This is a genomic window from Paenibacillus sp. FSL R5-0701 (assembly GCF_037973995.1).
Lineage (GTDB): Bacteria > Bacillota > Bacilli > Paenibacillales > Paenibacillaceae > Paenibacillus.
Genome location: NZ_CP150230.1, coordinates 1,719,710 through 1,734,437, shown reverse-complemented (window position 1 = coordinate 1,734,437; position 14,728 = coordinate 1,719,710). Strand labels below are relative to the sequence as shown.

Here is a 14,728-nt window from a genome sequence, read left to right as displayed (position 1 = left end):
GTATGCTGGGTGTCCGGCACATGCCGGACCAAGGGCGCATGCCCACAGCGTGAATATGATGTTATGCGACGGAATCACTTCTCTGATTTACATACATAGTTATTGAAACTCTATTGTAAGGTTATTAATTTCTAAAAGTATATTTTATCCAGCTTTTTGTCATAAAGAAATTTTCAGGAAGTTCAAATTCATTTGAATCATAAATATCATCAAGTTCTAGTTGGCCAATCTTTTCATGATTGATGATTTGTTTTTTTAATAATCTTTCAATAGGCATTGGATCGCTAGAAGTATTTCCAGCCCCTACCTCACAACTCATCCATTTAATAATCCATTTTGAAAGTGCATCCCACTCTTTGCATTCAAAAGTCTTACTAGTTTGTCCAATAGGTATCTCTTTCTCAATACTATTAATCGAATTAACTTTAATGCCTCCTCGTAATTCATCAACTACCATAACAAAACTTCTTTGCTTAATCGGTTCAAATTGTGAGGCTTGTTGTATTTGATCTCGCAAAAGTTGAGCCTTATAATTTTCGCTTTTTTTTAATTGAAGTAGTGCTGTTTTTGAGAATTTTTGGTCTGGAATAGAAATTGTAACTGCCAGGTCTGAACCATATTTATCCGTTTGATTTTTACCCTTCCTATGTAGAATATGCTGTTCAACCTCTACTTTATAAACTTCAGTAGTTCCTACATCGCACTTCCTTCTCTTTGCTAAAACTTCAGTAAGTCTATTTAAAAACGCTTCTTCGCTACACGGTCTTCCAATTAACCATCCCCTTGTTTCATTTTGTATTTCTTTCAAAATTACCGCAAGAATTTTATCTAAATCTAAGTTATTCATAATTTCTCCTTCTCTAAAGTTGATTCTTTGATATTGCCATCTTGATTCTGTCGTATAACGTTCCTGTATTCACGACCCGACGCATGTCGGGTGTCTGGCGACTGCCAGCCCAAGGACGAATGTCCGCAGCGTGAATATTATGTTAGCTGAAGTTAATGTCCTCTATGAAATATCCTCAAATTCTAATGATTTTCTTCGTTTTCTTCTTTATAAAAGCATTCTCCGTTCTTAGATCCATATGTAATTTTCGAGCCGAAGTCTTCGTAATAGACGACTTCATTAAAATCAGAAGGTGTTGTTCCTCTAATTTTCTCTAGCAAAGCTTTTGAGGCTTCCATTGCGTTTGGTTGATTTTCATTGCTATCATAACCAATCGCAGGTCCTGAAGGACCTTCATAAACCATAAAATTCCACTTACTTGTATTATGGCTTACTTCAATTAAATAATGGTACGCATCTTCAGCATTATCTGACTTATAAAAGGGTTCCCCAAACAAAGTAAGAAGCGATCCTCTAAATTTCGCACTTTCTTTACCTTCGAAAATGCCGGTATCCAGAAATTTCGAAAATCCTAATGTTTGATCTTCTTCAGTAATAGCTTTATAGGTATACATTTCGCTTAGTTCCTCCTTTAAGGGATTATTATTTATTGAGTCATCTTGTTCAAAGCTCTTTCGCGTATCATCCGATCATCCCAACAGAATTACTAAATCAATAAAGTTATTAACTTATACATGTTTATCCTTTCTAAATCTTAGTAAAGGGTTTATGACGGTTCTACATTAATTTCAGCTAACGTTACTGTATTCATGAACCCCAAAGGGGTTGTCTGCTGAAATTCCTCTTCGAGACCCCTCCGCAGACCAAGGCTCCAACGGAGCCGCTGCTTGAATATTATGTTAGATGATGTTTATTGACTTCTCTGAGATACTTATTTTCATTTTCGTTGGCTCACTAAAAATTCAATCATTTTTGTGATTAAAGGAAGCCTTTCACTCGTTTCTCCCGTTTCTTCAATTAATTTAAATGATAACAAGATATTTTGAACTTCTAACAAACTATCGTGATAATCTTTAAGCTGACGGACAGTTCTATTGTACAAATAAAAGAATAGCCCTGATACTAGTTCTACTACAACACCAGAACAAGTTACCAGAAAAGAGATATTCTCATAATCTCGATTGATGTATTGAAAAACTAATCCAAGAATTATAAGTACAAAACCAGATGCTGAGGCTGTACAAGACAATATGAAACTTTTTTGTGTATGTTTCTTTACTAAAGAATAATATTCGCTTAGATTCTCTATATTGATGTTAACGAGACTATCAAAATAGGTAGGCTTATAATTAGGATTAGTCAATTGAAGTAGAAATTTTCTACGATACTCTAATATTTCAAGTTCGTCTTTATGTTTACTAGAATCTGTGCCCAGAGCTGCAATAAAAATAAGAATGCTAAGTACCCACAATATAACTTCAACTACAGTATTAAGATTAAATTGACCAAAATATTTTGCAACTATTGGAGCAACAAATGCAATTGACAACCCAAAATATATCTTCTTATCTTTTGTCGTCTTCTTTACTTGAGACTTAGCCTCGATAATCCCTTCTTCAATTCTATTTAGAAACTCTGTAATGTTCCCATTTTTTGAAGTTTCTTCTTCTACAGGATTTTCTACAACATCTTCTACAGGATCTTCTACAACATCTTCTTTAACTTCTCTTTCTTCCATAATTGCTGCTCCTCATTTCAATAATGTCATCTAACGTTCCTGTATTCATGAACCCCGAAGGGGTTGTCTGCTATAATTCCTCTCCGAAATCCTTCCCGTAGACCGAGGCTCCAATGGAGCCGCTGCTTGAATATTTTGTTATGTGAAGTTCCCTCTTCTCAAAAAGATATCCATTTATTCACAATCTATTTTCTAAGTCATTTATCGTATTTAACCATATCGGATATTCTTCTGATTCTTCCCATAGCTCTTTTAGTTCTGAATCTTTCTTAATTTTCTTAACTGCTCTTTTAGCTTTTGAAATGAGTTTTTTCCCTTTACCTTTATGTGTATCAATCCAGTCATGTAGATCTTCAGTATTACTTTGATTATTCAATATGTCTTTTCCAGGTCTACCTTGTAATGCTGCAAGGATCTCAATTGCGCCTAGAGCATTTGAAGCTAAATCTGACTCAATATATTCTTCTTCTAATACTTCTTCAATCGTCTCTTCAATTAATTCGATGTCATCAGAATCAAGTAAATCTGCTTTCCAATCTAATACATCATCGTTCTCAAAGATTCCAGTTCCTCATGCTCCCATCAATTAACCTCCAAAATGTGTCATTATGTTTTAAAGCCCTTAGGGATTTTCACATAACGTTGTTGTATTCACGACCCGACGTATGTCGGGTGTTCGGCGAATGCCGGGCCAAGGACGTATGCCCGTAGCGTGAATATTATGTTAACTGAAGGTTCATTCTTTATTGAATTATTCACTTATTTTGTTCCACAATCTTGCACTTATATGCGTCCTTAAATAATCGAGTAAATGGTTATCTATAGTATTAACTATTTCTTGAAAATCCTCTACATACTCATCAAGAGCCTCTACAGAAAGATACCTTTCTCCGCTCATTCTAACAGTATGAGCAATGTGCCCCCGAAATTTAACAAATTCATCAATCGACTTTCGGTCTTCTGAAGATAAACAATCTAACAATGCTTCGTATCCTATTAAATTCTTACTAAGCTCTTTAATATTATAAACTTTAGGAGTATTAAATCCTGAAATATTGGGTTCAACAATCTCATCAAGATATAACGTCTTCCAACCTCCGTCTGCTAATTTTAATACTTTATTATCTTCCTTGTGATTCTTTACATAACTAGCTATAGTCTTTTTCACTTCCCTAGGCAACTCATCTATTGTATTCAGCGTTGCGAAATGAGTAGCCGTCTCTCTTACTATATCTTCTACATAGGTTTCCCAAGCACCACATAGTAGCAAAATTCCACTTCGAGATAAATGATCTAACCCTACTCTTCCACGCTTATTAAAGATCGTTCTTAATGATTTATAATCTCTTGAAATTTTTTTTACATCGATAGTTCTTCTTTTGTAATCACGGTATGAGTATGATGGCATAAAAACACTCCTTTTTTTGAACTTTCAGATAAAGTTCCTGTATTCATGAACCCCAACGGGGTTGTCTGCTGAAAAGCCTCTTCGAAATCCACGTCGCAGACCAAGGCTCCGAAGGGCCGCTGCTTGAATATTATCTTAGGCGATGCCAGCCTAAATTTCCCCTCACAATTAATTCCTTGTCCATGTTGCCCGGGTATATCCAATTCTCATACCCACTCTTTCCATATTCCGATGGCTTTGCGAGCCAAATGAGCACTGACTCACAACGAGATTACAATTGTTGTAGATATCATGAATTCGTCTAAGTAATAAATTTGTTTGAAATCCTTTATTTCGATATTCAGGTAGTGTTGTCGCAAATGTTAATGAAGCAACATTGTTCTCTATATACATTACAGCTACTGCAACTGGATAGCCCTGATCCAACCCCAAATAATAGTGCCATCCAGGACGGGAAAACAGTACTCGGTTATTTGCAGCTACGTGTTCTTTCCCATCAAGAGATAATCCTGTACCTAAACAATGAATTTCTGCATATGTATTGAACTCATCTTCGAGTAGTTCACGAATTTCCAATTTATGATGATCAAACGAATTTAGATTTCCAGGTACACAAAAAAGCGTTGTATGAAATCCTGATTGATAAAAGCCTATATTATGGAGTTTTTTCATAACTTCTTGATTTATATTACCCGGGATGACTTGAATCTCAAAATTCCTTTCCCGCTCATTATAAAAGTCTAAGATATCTTCAATGACATCTTCAGAAATCCTTCCCTTTACATTATTAAAAAGACCCCATGGCATGGTTTTACTATAAAACGCCGTGCTCTCCCCGAATCGTTTTATTTCAATTCCCTCAGGGTTTCCTTCTCGTTCTCTGATTGCAGTCATTCGATCAACCATATAATTAATTTCAGATTTTTCTAAAATATCCGCTAGTTCCAAATTCAATATCATTCAATTTATCCCCTTCCTTTATCCGCATACAATTATACAATTACTCCTGGGCGGTTTCGCCTAACGTTCCTGTATTCACGACCCGACGTATGTCGGGTGTCCGGCATATGCCGGGCCAAGGACGGATGTCCGAAGCGTGAATATATTGTTATCGGATGCCGGACACTTCAGTGGATAACATGCACACTAATTATCCCGCATAGTGTCCTCCCGATTCAATATACTTTTGTTCCTTTATGTAGCTCCTATAAATTTTTGAAACTACTCTAAGTGCAAGACCAGAATTTGACCATTCCCCATTACAAGGAGTAATTAAGATTGCTTTAATTTTTGCTCGATTCTCATCTTCTGTTAAAGAGTTACTTGTTTCACTTAAATCTATTTCTATTTCCCCTTCGAAATTATTGAAGTTCAAGCCATAGTTATAAGTCGCTTTGCCATCTATGATTTTTTGTAATTTGAAACTTACAGCTACACCCATAATGTAATTTCACTCTTTTCATTTTCTATAGTCTCTTTGTCCGATTTCCGATAACACCTAATCTATGTACTTCGTAAATACCACACTTCCTGCCTGATATCTGAACTACGTATATGATAACCTATACGGTGATTTTTGCGAAGAAAAATTTGGTGAAAAAGGGAGAATTATAGGGATGCTCAATCCCCGTATCCATATGATCCGATTGGCTTTGAATACGATGAATATTTTTCATACTAACATGCGTATAGCGCTGGGTTTGTTCGTGCACACGTATAACCGAGTAGCACCTGGATGTACCGTAGATCTTTCCCGTTTTCCAGCAAATGAGTGGCGAAGGAGTGTCTCAGCGCATGAATACTCACCTTTTTTGCAATCCCTGCACGCTGTCTAGCTTCTTCGAAAACCTGCTGCAACGATTCTTTGATCGATTGGTTTTTTACTTACTAGCATTTCATTGAATTAATTTACTTACAGATAACGGAAAATGCTGATAGAATATACACGGATGATAAAATTGTTTTCACACAGTGATATTGTTAGTAGTACACACTTAAGGATGGGGTATATTTGAATAACAAGAAGTTAATATTTAGCATCTTTACACTTAGTATTCTAATCATATTGGGTTTTCTCAGGTGGGATAATCTTGAATCCAGCGCAGACTTTCATTATAAGTATGATCGATGGGCAGGTCAGAAATGGGTAGAGTTCTATCCGCCGCTAGCTGCTTCTTCCAACAGCATGGAGTTTCCACTTATATATATGACGGATTGTCAAACCAAGTGCGACAGTTCTTCTGCGAAAGATTCGTGAGCGGTCTTCCAACCTAAGCATTTTCGTGGTCTGTGATTTATTAGATCGAGTGAATGGGCGAGATCATCATCATAAACCCTCGCGAGATCGGTACCTTTAGGAAAAAACTCTCGAAGCAATCCATTCGCATTCTCGTTGGAACCACGTTGCCAGGATGAATATGGATCAGCGAAATAAACGTGTAGGTTATGGGTGGTTTCCAGATGGGCATAGCATGCAAACTCCTTGCCTCGGTCAGCCGTTGCTGTGAGGAAGGTTCCCGTGGGATACTGTGAGATCGCTACACCGAGCGCAATCTCCATCGACAAAGCGGTGCGATCAGGCATGAGAACAGCAGTATATAAACGTGTCTTGCGTTCAATCAACGTCGCTACACAGCCTTTACTTTTCCCACGACCCGATACAACGGTATCCAGCTCCCAGTGCCCAAATGTTTCACGGGAACGGACTTCTTTTGGGCGATCTGAAATAGTCCTTCCAATAGCGAATTTACCGCGCGTTTCTGTGGGTTTCTGACGCTTCCCCTTATGCCGAAGAACCTGTAATACGCCTCGAACCAGGCGCCCTGCATAGATCCAGCGATAGATGGTTTTGAAAGAGACTGCATCCCGCCCTTCGATGCGGAAACGTTCGGTGATTTGTTCCGGAGACCACGTTGCCTCCAATTTTTCCTCCAGTGAAGCAGCCAAGGCATCGGACCAATTCCCGGGAGAGACTGAGGCCTTACGACGCTCCTCATAAGCATTCTGAGCTTGTTCTGCCTGATAAGGATGTGATGAAGTCACCCGATCTAACTCACGACAAATCGTCGATGGATGCCTACCCAGTTCTTTCGCAATGGCTCTTGAGCTTCTACCTTGTCTGTGGAGGACTTCTAGCTTGCTACGTTCGATTATGCTAAGATGTCTGTAGCTCATGGTTGGATTCTCCTTGTGTGAATGGTGTTGTGGTGACTTCATTCTACACGAATCCGGCCATGGGCCATTTTTTATTTATCCAGTAGGTGTCGCACTTCATATTACAATCCGTCATATAGATGAAATCCATCCGAATGATATAAATAAATATTTAGGAAAACAAGCTCTCTCTGGAGAGTTAGTGAACAAGTGGATTGAACGTACAAAGTTAACAGATGGATATATAGGTCTATTATTATTGAATATTCTAGTGGTCATTTACAGTTTCTTCAAAAGCCAAAGAGAATATAAACACAAAGACAGCGGTCCCCGATGAGGAACTGCTGTCTTTCACTCCAATACATCTTCATGAGTGCCCTTCTAAAAGTACAAATCCCATCCTACAATAAAAGCAGCAAATAGGAAAGCCGACACTCCAGTCATGATATATACAACCTTTCGCTTTTTGCTGTAACTTATCTTCCACAGTTTGTAGATTAGCAAGACAAGATATGCTAAAGCTAGAATCACATAAATCAGGTTAAAGATGAGATGAATTCGTAATGAAGAATAAGAGGCGTTTAAACTCAATGCTCGCATGGCTAGTACTGTAGTATTCAGTAGGAATGCCAGACCTGCAATATTAATGGCAACATGATATTTATCAAACCCTGTCCCGGGTCTTTCCCATTTTTTTAATCTGTAAAAACATAATCGGATAAAATAGCCAATCACAGCTCTCAAATTGAATACGATGGCTATTGCAAGAGCTATTAAAGAGGCAATGATCCAGATCATCGTTGAGCTTGATACACGTACATAATCATTGTAAGTAAAGGAGACCTTCTCAACGACACCATCTTTCTCAACAACATTGGTGAAGTTACTAAGATCAAATGTGGAATACTTTTTCAGCAAGAGAATCGAATAGAGCTTCGTAAATCCAGAACCGGAACGTCGTGTAGTGAGATAATATCCATCATTTCCAGAGGTTACAGAGCTAGAGCTGTAATTATCCCCAAACAATTTCTGGACAAGACCGAAACAATATACCTCTTCTTCGAACTGGTTGGTCATCACCACTAACCCAAAATTAGATTTAGGATCAAAGATCAATTTATTCGAAAACCCCAATGTATTCCCACCGTGTTCCAGTGCAGGTGTCCAGTACTCTACCTCAATGAATCCATGTGCGATTCGAGGGATAGAAGTTCCATCATAATACAGACTGGTTGACAGCATTTCGTTTAAGGTTTCTTTGTTCTTGAATAATAAATTACCACGATTGATTGGCATCAGGGCTGCTAGGAATTTTGCTGCATCTTCTGCGGTGCCCATGGCACCTCCTGCAGGATATATGTTCATGTATACTTTGGTTTTGGGGATGAGTTCGGCATTAGCAGTATAGCCTTGAATCTGATCCCTTCTCAGCACGAGGTCTGGACGATCTTGATGTGACGGATGAATCGTAGTTTCTTTCATATCCAGTGGTTTAAATATATGTTCATTCACGTATTCGTAAAAAGGTTGTCCGCTCTGCACTTCTACGATGTAGGCAGCCATAGCAACACCATAGTTTGAATAAGCAAATACACTCCTCGGTTCATAGATCTGTCTTGGTTCAAATTTTTGCAATGTTTCTCCCAGATCCATAACTTGCTTCTCGGATAGATACCATAACTCAAGCATCCTATCCTCCCAACCCGCTTGATGATTCATAAGATCTAATAGCGTAATGGGGGCATCATACTCCAGCTTCTTTAGAAACCCTTTCGGTAGATATTCCTGAATATTAGTATGTAGATCAAGCTTTCCCTGCTCGACAAGCTGCATTACACTCGTCCAGACCAACAGTTTAGTGACGGAACCCCATTCAAAAACAGTAGAGCTGTCCGCCTTTCTCTGTTGCTCAATATCTGCATAGCCATAGGCCTTACTATAAATCGTTTCCCCGTTCTTGATAGCCACAATTGAAACGGCAGCGGTGTTTTTCTCATGCGTAGCCACATAGGAATCGATCGTCTCCTCTAGCGAAGACAACGGAATTCTGGAAGGCGTAGTCTCCACTTTCTCTATCTCAGCATAGACAGGTACCCCGCATGCCATAATGAGAAACACGAATAACAGAACACAGGCGACCAATTTGTTAGCATAGCGATGCCTTCGATCTATTTGCATTAGCTAATCTCCTTTAACATTAAAAATAACTGTAATCTCATTATATATGTTCATAAGATCACTCATTTCATGGATCTATAAGTTTTATAGAATTCAGACAACGTTCCTTTGTTAAGTAGCGCTTACTAAGATAATTTGTCGTTCTCCGAGTTATCAGTCTTGCTTTTGATTTGTTCTTCAGTAAAACCAGACCACTCATCCCAGTCATTTGCAGAAATATCCCAGTATCCATTCAGGCGAATTATTCTTTCCATGTACCCGATATTCAATATAGATTGAACTCCTATTCTATAGGACATTGTATTTTCTACAACACTCTAAACATACAAATTCCATCCCACAATAAAAGCAGCCAAGATGAACGCCGAGATGCCAGACATAATGTACATCACCTTTTGCTTTTTGCTATAACTGTTCTTACGCAGTTTATACATAAGCAAACCAAGATACACCACTGCTAGAACCACATAAAGTAGATTAAACATTAAATTAATTCGTATCGAAGAATGAGCGGGATAATTTGGAAGTCTTGTGTGTATGATTAAAAGGTTAAGAGGAAGTACCGCACCTGCAACATTAATTGCAAGATGATATTTATTAAAATCTATCCGAGGATTTCCTCGTTTATTTAGTTTGTAAAGTAGCATCCGGATACAATAGACGAGCAAAGCAGTCACACTGAAAAGGATGGCTAGTATGACAGGAATAAAAGATATTACAATCAAGTTCACCTTCAAATTCGATACAGGCAAGTAATCCATGTAAGGAGTGAAGGAAATTTTCTCAACAACGCCATTATGCTCGACCACATTATAAAGACTACTTAACTCAGCTTTTGAAAATTTTGTTATATCAAGTTGCCTGAATAAATCGGTAAATCTAGAGGCAGGCCGTCGTGTGGATTGAAAATATCCTCCTCCCTCCGAAGTAATGATATTAGAATTGACGTTATCACCGAAAATTTCTTTAATAAGTCCATAATAATAAATTTCCTCAAAAGACTGGTTTGTCATGACGACCATCCCAAATTTAGATGCGGGATCAAAGACAACTTTACTTGAGAACCCTTTCAGATTCCCCTCGTGCATCAGTGAAGGTACCCAGTATTCCATCTCAACGAACCCATGCGCAAATCGCGGAATCGAAGTCCCGTCATAATACAGACTTGTTGACAACATTGCGTCTAACGTATCCCTCTTCGCAAATAATACATGGCTATCATCGACAGGCATCAGCGCTGCAAGGAATTTCCCTAAATCTTCTGCTGTCCCGATAGCTGCCCCTGTAGGATAGAACGTTACGTATACTCTGTTCTCAGGGATCAGTTTCAAATCTTTCGAATACCCTTCAACCTCATTCCTTCTTTGCACAAGGTCTGGACGATCTTGCCCTGTTGGATGAACCGTAGTGTCGTTCATACGAAGAGGTTCAAAAATATGTTGATTAACATATTCATAATAAGGTTGGCCACTTACCACTTCCACGATGTAACCAGCTAGTCCAACGCCATAGTTTGAATAACCGACAACGCTATTCGGTTTATAGATTTGTTTCGGTTCATTTTTACGCAACGTTTCTCCTAAATTATAATTTTTATTTTCTTCGTAATAATACACTTCGGTCACTGTTTGATCTTCCCAACCCGCATTGTGATGCATCAGGTTCAATAGGGTAATCGGTTCATCGTATTTCAGCTTTTTGAAGAATCCCTCTGGGAGATATTCTTGGATATCCGTCTCCAAATCAAGCTTGCCTTGTTCAACAAGCTGCATCACACTCGTATAGACCAACAGTTTCGAGATGGAAGCCCATTCAAACACAGTAGAGGTATCCGCCTTTCGCTGATTCTCAATATCTGCGTAACCATATGCCTTATTCACAATGGTTTCACCATCTTTAATAGCCACAACCGAAACGGCAGCGGTGTACTTCTCATACGAGGCAACATAAGCATCAATCGTTTCCTCTAACTTGGATAAAGGAATCCTGGATGGTGTAGTCTCAACCTGTTTCTCTTCAGCGTGAGCAGGTACCGCTATTGCCATAATGATAAATATGAATGACAGAACACAAGCGATTACTTTGTTAACAGTGTGATATCCACGATTAATCTGCATTAGTTACTCTCCTTTTATTTAAATATTGATTACATAATCTTGTTTCCACGTATACGTTTTCAAAAGAGTCCACGAATCTAATTTATTTCTCCAATGTAATTACACTCCATTCAGGAGAGAAGTGGGAGAATTTCACCTTTCCAATTAACGACTTTTGTTTCTTTATCTTTCAAGAGGCACCAATCAATGATTTCACCTATCAATTTTGGCGTGATGATCTCATCGCTCCATTTCGGTGTGAGTACTCTTCTGAATCCTATATATTCTGTTGTCCAGCCTTCGAATTCTTCTCCGATGATGACTATAAATGGAGTCTTGTTCCTAATACTGTGTTGTCCCACTTCATAAGTGACGATTAACTTCTTATCCTCAGAAACGATATGTAATTTGATTATCCCTTCATCGTCAATATCCGGTTCAACATACCAATAAAATAATCGATTGGAGCGAACGATTTTACGTTTATATTTTTTTCTTACGCCCATAACTCACCTCGCATATTTCTTTTTCCTTGGTTCGCAGTATTTGTTCAGTTCCAAGACACAGCTAGAGTAGCTGTGAGATCTGATATCAAAAGCCACACTAAGATTAAGGAGTTGTACTCTTGTAAAAATCAATTACTCTATCAAAGATCTCGCTCTCGCGTTTTTTTATGTCCGGTAATGTCTCGCTATGCTTTACAATATGATGTATATTATCTGCTACAGTCTCTGCTTTATGAATCCCCACATATCCTGGTACCAGTTCATTAAGATAATGGAAGTATCTCATTTGAGGTTCAATCATGCGTAGATGTTTATCAAAATTTCTTCTAGATCTTGTCTGATCCATCTCCTTTCGCTTGCGCAGTTCATCTTCTTCTGCCCAGAATAGTACATAAGCATCCGGTAATGATATTTCATTCTCCAATAACTTCTCTCTAAAAAAGTTCGCTGTCTCATCTAAAGATAGGTGCTCAGAACCATATATCCAGCTGTACCAAATCTTAAATACATCGCCATCCAAAATCACATACTCATGTTGTTGATTCTTCTCATATGCTATATGCCATCTATCGATTTGTCTCTCCAGTAACCACATCATAAGTTCCTTACCTTCAAGTTGAGGAGATTCAAAAAGGAACCCTGTTTCTGGAACAATAAATGCATCATATTGTGTAGCGAACTGCTGACAAGTAGTACTTTTACCTACAGAACTGGCACCTTCGAGACAAATTATCGTCATTCAATTACCTCCAGATATTACTCACCAAATGATTAATCAACCTTCACTGGCTCTTAAGCGATCATGTTGAATTTATATTAGACTATGTATTGTAGATTTCTTTGATCCTTAGCCATGTTTCATACCAAAATGTTTTTCGTTTAAGAGGTTTTATTACCTTAATTGGGACTTCTTTTCGTTTCAAATAAACCGTGCCATCCACTTCAATGAGTCTATCGCCAAATGCAAATACCATATCCTTGCAGTCTTTGTGATACTGGTTCTCTCTTGTTTCTGACCACTCCGCTTTTTCAATAGAATGTCGTTTTCTCATTATTTAAGATCCTCCTTTAAGGAAAACAACTTTATTTTCTTATTCCAATTTTTCATCATTATATGGATTTGCATACAAATCAACATCAATTTCAGCATGAATCATATTAACAAATTCAATAAAATCAGAATCGAAATAAAGAGCAGGAGTTTTCCCCTCTACTATTCTTATTACAATGAAAAATTTCGTACTTAATCGATGTTCAATCCGAATCGAATTGATCTCTTTTACTTTGTTTCTTAATACATCGACTACTTTTGTTAATTGGTGATTTACATCTAATGATTCTTCATAATCCGTACCTAATGTCCAAGATGTTTCTTTTATTCGCTGCTTTTTGTTGATTATATCGCCTTTATAAGCCGTATTTGTAGGTTCAATTTTAAGTATTGAAGTTACATGATTCGGATCGAATTCATCTCCAAACAAACTAAAATAGGCCATTACTTCGGTTTTGTCTTTCAGGAGATTCACCTCTTTAAGAATTGATGTATGGATTCTTTAGAAATAATAATTAATCAGAAAATATATACCAAGCGAATTCCTCATTTAATCCATAAATTCTTAATATCTTCTACTATGGTTTTTGAAATATGTTTGGATGAATCCTGTGGATACAACCACACTGTTACGATAAGTGTTAAACATATCGTTAATCCTAGAATAACTCGCCCAACAACTCTAAGTCTGGTGTATTTAAGCAAATAATAAACTAAACTAGATGAGATCAGAATAATCACACCATTCATCATAAAGGTCATGGGCAAGCTTATAATCCTGCCTAATCCGGTGTTAGGATATTTTAATAAAAGTAAAATCTCTCCTACTACAAATGGAACTGACAGTAGAACAATATAAAAAAAATGACTTTTAAATTTCCTCTCCACCACTGAACTCACCTACTCCAACTCTTTCAATACAATTCCACATAACATTCCTGTATTCACGAATCCTCTAGTTTGAAAGTACTCCTCAGAAATTTCCTTCAATATTTTATCCTCTTAATCTATAATAATTTTCTGCCGTATATATTGACCATTCCCAAAACTTATCTCCTTGACTGATAATAAATCGTTCGAACCACAACTCGAAGTTCATATTCAAGGGTCTCGACTCATGAAAATGATCTATGTGCCCCTTAACCTTTAAGTAATTATTTGAGCCTTGGTTATATGCTTTCAGATCAATTATTATATTATCTTGATATATATAGGCTATCTTTAAGTACCCATCAGTTGGTTCCTCGTACGTTGATTCTTCAATACCCTGCCACTTATATAAATATGATTCTCCACCGTATTGCGGATGGTCAAATAATGAACAACCATTGGTTATCTTCAAAAAGTTAAGATAATCATTGGGAAGTTTATACCCTAACTTCCTTTGGAATTCCAATAAATCACTTTCATCTGCTGCTTCATTAAACTGACAGGTAGCTTGAGTTAAATAACCTTCATGAAGTTGTAGTTCTAGTAATTTATTATTTTCTAATCTTTTCTTTAAAGAGTCTATTGTTTTATAAATTAATTCTCCTTGAATCAACGTCCATCAATCCTTTCGGCAATTTTGTATAACGTTTGGCATTTCTGACGTTCAAGCAGCTTAAGTGACCGTAGGGAACGGGTCGTTAGACTTAGCTGTTTGAATGTATCGCCTTAATAACCCGCTTGAAAATCCTTTTTAGCGATCAAGGGCGTATGCCCACAGTAGGAATGCTGTGTTATCGGATGTCATCGTATTCTTTGATACC

General features: G+C 37.5%; 17 protein-coding genes. All 17 read right to left on the bottom strand.

What is annotated here, in order from left to right; genetic code table 11:
• Window positions 1–124 precede the first annotated feature (124 nt).
• Window positions 125–847, bottom strand: coding sequence for a hypothetical protein (locus MKZ13_RS08025; RefSeq protein WP_339183151.1), 723 nt, complete (start codon window positions 845–847; stop codon window positions 125–127).
• 182 nt (window positions 848–1,029) lie between these two features.
• Window positions 1,030–1,461, bottom strand: coding sequence for a hypothetical protein (locus MKZ13_RS08020; RefSeq protein WP_339183149.1), 432 nt, complete (start codon window positions 1,459–1,461; stop codon window positions 1,030–1,032).
• 323 nt (window positions 1,462–1,784) lie between these two features.
• Window positions 1,785–2,585, bottom strand: a complete 801-nt coding sequence (locus tag MKZ13_RS08015; RefSeq protein ID WP_339183147.1) for a hypothetical protein — start codon at window positions 2,583–2,585, stop codon at window positions 1,785–1,787.
• Window positions 2,586–2,763: 178 nt separating this feature from the next.
• On the bottom strand, window positions 2,764–3,147 hold the full coding sequence (locus tag MKZ13_RS08010; protein ID WP_339185367.1) for a DUF4259 domain-containing protein: 384 nt from the start codon (window positions 3,145–3,147) through the stop codon (window positions 2,764–2,766).
• A gap of 189 nt (window positions 3,148–3,336) precedes the next feature.
• Window positions 3,337–3,993, bottom strand: coding sequence for a HEPN domain-containing protein (locus MKZ13_RS08005; protein ID WP_339183145.1), 657 nt, complete (start codon window positions 3,991–3,993; stop codon window positions 3,337–3,339).
• A 168-nt stretch (window positions 3,994–4,161) separates the two neighbouring features.
• Window positions 4,162–4,953 (bottom strand): GNAT family N-acetyltransferase, encoded by a 792-nt coding sequence (locus tag MKZ13_RS08000; protein ID WP_339183143.1) that lies wholly within the window; start codon window positions 4,951–4,953, stop codon window positions 4,162–4,164.
• A 190-nt stretch (window positions 4,954–5,143) separates the two neighbouring features.
• Window positions 5,144–5,434, bottom strand: coding sequence for a hypothetical protein (locus MKZ13_RS07995; RefSeq protein WP_339183140.1), 291 nt, complete (start codon window positions 5,432–5,434; stop codon window positions 5,144–5,146).
• A gap of 236 nt (window positions 5,435–5,670) precedes the next feature.
• On the bottom strand, window positions 5,671–5,850 hold the full coding sequence (locus MKZ13_RS07990; protein ID WP_339183138.1) for a tyrosine-type recombinase/integrase: 180 nt from the start codon (window positions 5,848–5,850) through the stop codon (window positions 5,671–5,673).
• Window positions 5,851–6,210: 360 nt separating this feature from the next.
• The gene (locus MKZ13_RS07985; protein WP_339183136.1) at window positions 6,211–7,167 is read right to left on the bottom strand and encodes an IS30 family transposase; all 957 of its coding nucleotides are present in this window, start codon (window positions 7,165–7,167) and stop codon (window positions 6,211–6,213) included.
• Window positions 7,168–7,527: 360 nt separating this feature from the next.
• Window positions 7,528–9,153 carry a serine hydrolase domain-containing protein gene (locus tag MKZ13_RS07980; RefSeq protein ID WP_339183134.1) on the bottom strand — a complete coding sequence of 542 codons (1,626 nt, stop codon included), beginning with the start codon at window positions 9,151–9,153 and terminating at the stop codon, window positions 7,528–7,530.
• Window positions 9,154–9,449: 296 nt separating this feature from the next.
• The gene (locus MKZ13_RS07975; protein WP_339183132.1) at window positions 9,450–9,623 is read right to left on the bottom strand and encodes a hypothetical protein; all 174 of its coding nucleotides are present in this window, start codon (window positions 9,621–9,623) and stop codon (window positions 9,450–9,452) included.
• An 18-nt stretch (window positions 9,624–9,641) separates the two neighbouring features.
• Window positions 9,642–11,441: a serine hydrolase domain-containing protein gene (locus MKZ13_RS07970; RefSeq protein ID WP_339183129.1), complete on the bottom strand. Its 1,800-nt coding sequence runs from the start codon at window positions 11,439–11,441 to the stop codon at window positions 9,642–9,644.
• Between the two features lie 110 nt (window positions 11,442–11,551).
• On the bottom strand, window positions 11,552–11,926 hold the full coding sequence (locus MKZ13_RS07965) for a hypothetical protein (protein WP_339183127.1): 375 nt from the start codon (window positions 11,924–11,926) through the stop codon (window positions 11,552–11,554).
• A gap of 103 nt (window positions 11,927–12,029) precedes the next feature.
• Window positions 12,030–12,665, bottom strand: a complete 636-nt coding sequence (locus tag MKZ13_RS07960) for an AAA family ATPase (protein ID WP_339183125.1) — start codon at window positions 12,663–12,665, stop codon at window positions 12,030–12,032.
• Window positions 12,666–12,747: 82 nt separating this feature from the next.
• A complete protein-coding gene (locus MKZ13_RS07955) occupies window positions 12,748–12,978 on the bottom strand; it encodes a hypothetical protein (protein WP_339183123.1) in 231 nt (76 codons plus the stop codon).
• A 39-nt stretch (window positions 12,979–13,017) separates the two neighbouring features.
• Window positions 13,018–13,422: a DUF4279 domain-containing protein gene (locus MKZ13_RS07950; protein WP_339183121.1), complete on the bottom strand. Its 405-nt coding sequence runs from the start codon at window positions 13,420–13,422 to the stop codon at window positions 13,018–13,020.
• A 549-nt stretch (window positions 13,423–13,971) separates the two neighbouring features.
• Window positions 13,972–14,520, bottom strand: coding sequence for an SMI1/KNR4 family protein (locus tag MKZ13_RS07945; protein WP_339183119.1), 549 nt, complete (start codon window positions 14,518–14,520; stop codon window positions 13,972–13,974).
• Window positions 14,521–14,728 lie beyond the last annotated feature (208 nt).

Excerpts from the sequence above, each read along its gene's own strand:
- MKZ13_RS08025 (WP_339183151.1), bottom strand. The coding sequence starts at position 847 with ATGAATAACTTAGATTTAGATAAAATTCTTGCGGTAATTTTGAAAGAA.
- MKZ13_RS08020 (WP_339183149.1), bottom strand. The coding sequence starts at position 1,461 with ATGTATACCTATAAAGCTATTACTGAAGAAGATCAAACATTAGGATTT.
- MKZ13_RS08015 (WP_339183147.1), bottom strand. The coding sequence starts at position 2,585 with ATGGAAGAAAGAGAAGTTAAAGAAGATGTTGTAGAAGATCCTGTAGAA.
- MKZ13_RS08005 (WP_339183145.1), bottom strand. The coding sequence starts at position 3,993 with ATGCCATCATACTCATACCGTGATTACAAAAGAAGAACTATCGATGTA.
- MKZ13_RS08000 (WP_339183143.1), bottom strand. The coding sequence starts at position 4,953 with ATGATATTGAATTTGGAACTAGCGGATATTTTAGAAAAATCTGAAATT.
- MKZ13_RS07995 (WP_339183140.1), bottom strand. The coding sequence starts at position 5,434 with ATGGGTGTAGCTGTAAGTTTCAAATTACAAAAAATCATAGATGGCAAA.
- MKZ13_RS07985 (WP_339183136.1), bottom strand. The coding sequence starts at position 7,167 with ATGAGCTACAGACATCTTAGCATAATCGAACGTAGCAAGCTAGAAGTC.
- MKZ13_RS07975 (WP_339183132.1), bottom strand. The coding sequence starts at position 9,623 with ATGTCCTATAGAATAGGAGTTCAATCTATATTGAATATCGGGTACATG.
- MKZ13_RS07970 (WP_339183129.1), bottom strand. The coding sequence starts at position 11,441 with ATGCAGATTAATCGTGGATATCACACTGTTAACAAAGTAATCGCTTGT.
- MKZ13_RS07965 (WP_339183127.1), bottom strand. The coding sequence starts at position 11,926 with ATGGGCGTAAGAAAAAAATATAAACGTAAAATCGTTCGCTCCAATCGA.
- MKZ13_RS07960 (WP_339183125.1), bottom strand. The coding sequence starts at position 12,665 with ATGACGATAATTTGTCTCGAAGGTGCCAGTTCTGTAGGTAAAAGTACT.
- MKZ13_RS07955 (WP_339183123.1), bottom strand. The coding sequence starts at position 12,978 with ATGAGAAAACGACATTCTATTGAAAAAGCGGAGTGGTCAGAAACAAGA.
- MKZ13_RS07950 (WP_339183121.1), bottom strand. The coding sequence starts at position 13,422 with ATGGCCTATTTTAGTTTGTTTGGAGATGAATTCGATCCGAATCATGTA.